This window comes from Bartonella sp. TT110JLCBS, assembly GCF_042193405.1.
Taxonomy (GTDB): Bacteria; Pseudomonadota; Alphaproteobacteria; order Rhizobiales; family Rhizobiaceae; genus Bartonella.
The window spans coordinates 1-6,019 of the sequence record NZ_JBHILT010000039.1 but is presented as its reverse complement, the minus strand read 5'-3'; the positions used below and the strand labels follow the sequence as shown (position 1 = coordinate 6,019).

Annotated in this window: 1 protein-coding gene; it reads left to right on the top strand. The window is 36.5% G+C overall.

What is annotated here, in order from left to right; genetic code table 11:
- Window positions 1-384 precede the first annotated feature (384 nt).
- Window positions 385-5,355 (top strand): DEAD/DEAH box helicase, encoded by a 4,971-nt coding sequence (locus ACFILW_RS08630; protein ID WP_375685564.1) that lies wholly within the window; start codon window positions 385-387, stop codon window positions 5,353-5,355.
- The last annotated feature ends 664 nt before the right edge of the window (window positions 5,356-6,019 follow it).

Below are 6,019 nucleotides of genomic sequence, written 5' to 3'. Positions count from 1 at the left end.
CTATATCGACAATACAACCTTAAATACAATCCATAATATATATTTGTCAGTTTGTGTCAGTAAATTAAACTGACAAAATAGACTATTTTAGTGACTCATAAAACCTATCAAAATACTTATTCTGATATCTTAAAGCACATATCAAATTTGTCTTTTTTCCATAAAACGAACAGCAAATTTCACTATTTTGCTGATTTTACCTCATGTCATGGGCTGTGGATAAGCAGCATTTAATAAAATTTCTTTTTAAGCAGGTTGTGGGTCTTTAGCACCCTTTTTTTATTTTATTATTGCTATTTGTTTTAAATAGATCTAGCAGATTCTATTTAAAGTTTTTTGACACCGATAGATCAACGCTTATATAGCGGTGGGGTTTTATTATAAATGCTTCAATCTCATAACAAATCACTGACATTACGCTCTCTGTTACAATCCTACCGTGATCATACAGAAAGTGCGCGCGATAGAGGAACTTCTTTTGAAAAGTTTGTAATTGCTTATTTGACGCAAGACCCTCTACAATGCCAAGAATATGAAAAGGTTCAAACCTATTATGAATGGGCGCAAGAGCATGGGGAAGATGGGCGTGATATCGGCATTGATCTGGTTGCTAAAATTCGTGATGAAGAAGGATATGCCGCTATTCAATGTAAGTTTTATAGTGCAAATCATCAGATCAAGAAGGAAGATATTGATAGCTTTATTGCTGCCTCGGGAAAAAAGATCTTCACACGCCGTATTCTGGTTGATAGCACCGAAGGTAATTGGAGTAACAATGCCGATCTCACCTGTGAAGGACAAGGAATCCGCATTCAACGGATTAATCTTTTTGATCTGGAAAACAGTCAAATAGATTGGGCAACCTTTGAAAGCAAAGGGGAAGCTACTCTTAAGAAAAAAGAACCGAAAAATCTTTTAGATCATCAACAAGAAGCGCTTAAAGCTGTTTGTGAAGGGTTACAAGAAGCAGACCGCGGCAAGCTGATTATGGCGTGTGGAACGGGAAAGACCTTTACCAGTCTGAAGATAGCAGAAGCTCTTGCTGGTCAAGGTAAACGTGTTTTATTTCTTGTCCCCTCTCTTTCTTTAATGTCACAAACAATAAGAGAATGGACAGCAGATACAGCAATACCCTTGCGTTCCTTTGCGGTGTGTTCTGATACACAAGTTGGCAAGCGTCGTAAAGCCCAAGATGATGCTGCCGAACTCGATGTCTCGGATCTCGCTCTACCAGCAACAACAGATTCTCAAAAGCTTGGAGAAAAAGCCAATAAGACTTCTCCTGATGCCATGACTGTGGTCTTTGCTACCTACCATTCGATCCAAGTGATTTCGGATGCGCAAAAGAAATATGCTTTACCGGAATTTGATCTGATCATTTGTGATGAAGCACACCGTACCACTGGAGCTGTGTTAGGAACAGACAAGAGTGAATCTGAGTTTATCAAGGTTCATAATAATAGCCTTATTCGGGGCAAGAAACGTCTGTATATGACAGCAACCCCTCGTATCTTTAGTGATAATGCCAAAAAACAAGCTAATGAGATTGATGCTGTTCTGGCTTCTATGGATGATGAAGAGCTTTATGGAAAAATCCTTTATTCTTATAGTTTCTCCCATGCTGTAAAAAATGGACTTTTAACGCCTTACAAGATTATCGTTTTAGGTGTTGATGAAGGAGAAGTGAGTAAATCTATCCAGCATCTGATGACAGATGAGAATTATGAACTTATTCTTGATGATAGAACAAAGATCATGGGTTGTTATCAAGCTCTTACCAAAATGGATCTGAAAATTGATCTTGGGGATGATACAAGACCCATGCATCGGGCTTTGGCTTTTTGTAGAGATATTGATACTTCTGAACGCATATGTAGAACATTCAACGATGAAGAAGTTAAGAAAGATTTACGTAATCTTCATGAAAACCATAAAAATATTCCCCCTCTTAACTGTCAAGCAGATCATATTAATGGAAAATCTGGTGCCAAAAACCGTACGATAAAACTTGATTGGTTGAAAGAAGATGCGGGTGAGAATGTCTGCCGTATATTAACCAATGTACGCTGCCTTTCAGAAGGTGTTGATGTTCCTTCCCTTGATGCGGTTATGTTTTTACACCCGCGTAAAAGCCAAGTGGATGTGATACAAGCAGTGGGACGTGTGATGCGTCGTGCAAAAGGCAAAAAGATGGGCTATATCATTTTGCCGGTTGGTGTTCCTGCTGGTGTTTCACCAGAAGAGGCATTAAAAAACAATAAGAGATACAGTGTTGTCTGGCAAGTTCTCAATGCTTTGCTTGCCCATGATGAGAATTTTAGTAAAACCCTTAACCAGATGGTCTTAGGACAAGACGTAAGCTCTATCATCGACATTGTTACAGTTTCTAAAAAGACCGAATTAGAGAATGTCACCACGGTTATTGACGAAATCACGCTCCACGAAAAATCGGAACAATCCGGACTTCGTATTGGGACACAAGCTCATGAACCGCACCAAACATATGAAGGACAAGGAAGATTGCCCTTTTTTGTTGAGTTTCCCAATGCTCTCAAAACACTGATTGTTAAAAAATCTACCATGAGTGATTATTGGGGCATTTGGGCTGGCAATGTTGCTGAGATTGCACAAAACCATATCACACGCCTTCAAACTATGCTTTCTGATCAGACAAGCGAAGCTTATCATGCCTTTGATACGTTTTATAAAGAATTAAAAAACAACTTAAACAGTGAGATAAAGCAAGAAGAAGCGATTGAGATGTTAGCGCAACATCTTGTGACGCGTCCTGTGTTTGAAGCTTTGTTTGAGGGCAATGAATTTGTACAAAACAATGCCATTTCGCAAGCAATGGAAAAAATCTTAACAGAACTCGATAAAACCAATATTGAGGAAGAATCCAAAGAATTACAAGAGTTTTATGACAGCGTAAAGTTCCGTGCCTCTGGCATTACAGAACCACAGGCAAGACAAAATCTTATTATCAAACTTTACGAAGATTTTTTTACCAAAGCTTTTAAGAAGACAACGGATAGGCTTGGCATTGTTTATACCCCCGTTGAGGTCGTGGATTTTATCATTCATTCTGTTGATGATGTTTTACGCAATGAATTTGGAAAAAGCTTGGGGTCACGTGGTGTTTCTATTCTTGACCCTTTCACGGGAACGGGTACCTTTATCACAAGGCTTTTACAATCAAAGCTCATAAAACCAGAGGATATGGAATATAAGTTCCGTCATGATATCCATGCCAATGAGATTGTTTTGCTAGCGTACTACATAGCAGCCATTAACATTGAATCGACTTATCATAGTTTGAAGAAAGGAGAGTATACTCCTTTCAAACATATTGGTTTAACCGATACATTCCGGATGCTTGAAAAACAAGATCTGATGAGAGGTTTACTAGAGAAAAACAGTGAATATTTAGAACTTCAGAAAAACCTCAATATTGAAGTTATTTTTGGGAATCCTCCTTATTCAGTAGGGCAAAAAAGCGAAAATGATAATGCAAAGAACAGCCCTTATCCCATATTAGATGAACGTATCCGTAAAACTTATGCTGCTCAATCGAAAGTAACGAATATACGAGCACTTTATGACAGCTATATCCGTGCCATTCGTTGGGCAAGTGACCGTATTAGTAATGCTGGGGTAATAGGCTTTGTTTCTGGTTCTGGTTACATAGAAAAGCCAACAATGGATAGCTTACGAAAATCTTTAGCCAAAGAGTTTACGAGTATTTATGTGCTTAATTTACGGGGGGATATTCGTAAAAATATGTTAAGCGATGGGAAAGCTCAAGAAGGTGAAAATGTTTTTGGCAATGGTAGTATGACTGGTATTGCTATAACATTGTTTATCAAAAATCCCAATGCTTCCGGAGATTGTAAAATTTACTATCATGACATTGGTAATAATTTCACGACAAAAGAAAAACTTACAGCTCTTGAATACTTTGGTAGTATTGATGGCATTACACGTGAACAAAGTTGGCAAATGATCACGCCGGATGAACATGGTGATTGGATAAATCAACGTGATGAGAGTTTCAAAACATTCCTAGCCCTAGGTGATAAGAAAAGTCATGGTAAAAAGCTGTTTGAAAATTTTTCTCGCGGTATTATGACGAGTCGTGATGCTTGGACATACAACTCAAGCCCTGAAGCTCTAGCGAAAAACATGAGTAATATGATTGCCTTCTATAACAGTGAAGTGGAACGTTTTAATGATACTTATGCACACACTGACCGTAAAATACATACCAATGTTGTAAATAATTTTGTAAATTCAGATGAAAGTAAGATAAGTTGGAGCCGTGGACTTAAACAAGAGTTGACAAAAGGAAAGTTTTTTGAATTTGAAGAGACATGCCTCATACCAAGTCTGTATCGTCCTTTTACACAACGATGGCTTTATTATAATCGTACCTTCAATGATATGGTTTACCAAATGCCGCGGATATTTCCTATAGAAAAAGCGACTGAAAATAAAGTGATACAAGTTTCTTCTGTAGGAGCAAGAAGTGGATTTTCTATCTTGATGACTAAAAATGTACCTGATGTGAGTGTAATAGATACAGGTCAATGCTTTCCACGCTATATTTACAAAGATGATACGGTTTCAAAAAGTAAAAATGAAAAACAATCCCATTTATTTTTAATTTCTACAGAAGAAAGTAAAACAGCTGATTTACAGAGGCGTGATGCCATTACTGATGAAGGATTAGCACATTTTAAAGCAGCTTATCCGAATGAAAAAATCACTAAAGATGATTTGTTCTATTACGTCTACGGATTGTTACATTCGGAAGATTATCGTGCTCGTTATGCTGATAACCTCTCTAAAGAATTGCCTCGCATCCCTTGTGTAAAAAGCGCTGAAGATTTTTGGAAGTTTGTTAATGCTGGACGTGAACTAGGGCATTTGCACGTGAATTATGAAACTGTAGAGCCTTATCCCGTGACCTTTAAAAAGGGTAATCCAAAATTTACAGAGATCTCTAATCCTGAGAAATTCTATTACGTTACAGAAATGAAATTCGCAAAAGCAGGTAAAGAAAAAGATAAATCAACTGTTATTTACAATAGCAATATCACAATGACAGATATACCTAAGGAAGCTTATGCGTATATCGTTAATGGTAAACCCGCTCTTGAATGGGTTATGGGGCGTCAATGTGTAAAGACTGATAAAAAGAGTGGCATTGTTAATGATGCCAATCGCTATGCTGTTGAAACCGTTGGCAACCCTGCCTACCCTCTAGAGTTATTTCAAAGGGTTATTACCGTAAGTTTAGAAACAATGAAGATTGTTAAGAACTTACCAAAATTAGAAATAAGAGAAACTGAATAAGCTTATTAAAGCATGCTCACATAATGGGTATGATAAACTCATAAGGGGTATAGAACATAGCGATTAATCTATACCTCTCTTGTTAAGTTGATTACCTACCATCTTAAAAGGAGTGTTTATATGCGTTATTCTAAAAAGAAGAAACTTGCACTTTTAGATACTCTTATTTGGATTGCTTTAAGACTTTTAAGAAATCCCATCTTAAAGTGAATACGCTTCTTTTACATTGCCTTTAAAAGATTATACCGTAATTAAAATGATAGCTTTATTGTTATCAGAAGCTTTGTTTAAAGAGGGTTATATATATATATTCATTTTCTTATATTACTTATAGGTTTTGAAGGTTTCTCAAACCCCCAAAACACCTACAAAACCCTCTTAAATATATATTAAAGATTGTATTTATGTTTTGTGTTTAATATAGGTTGTTTATTTGAAAGATTAACTTATTGAAATATAATGACTTTTATTTTTTATTGAAAAATATGTAAAGGGGGGAGCGTAAAAAGCACCTCCAAAACCCCCTAAACCTCCAAAACTCATAACCATAATGGTCTTGATAGCATCTATTATGATTATAATCCCTTTCTTTTGAAAGGCTTAAAGGATCATATGCTTTTCATAAAGCACATTTTAATCATTTACTAAAATCATAAGATTCGTC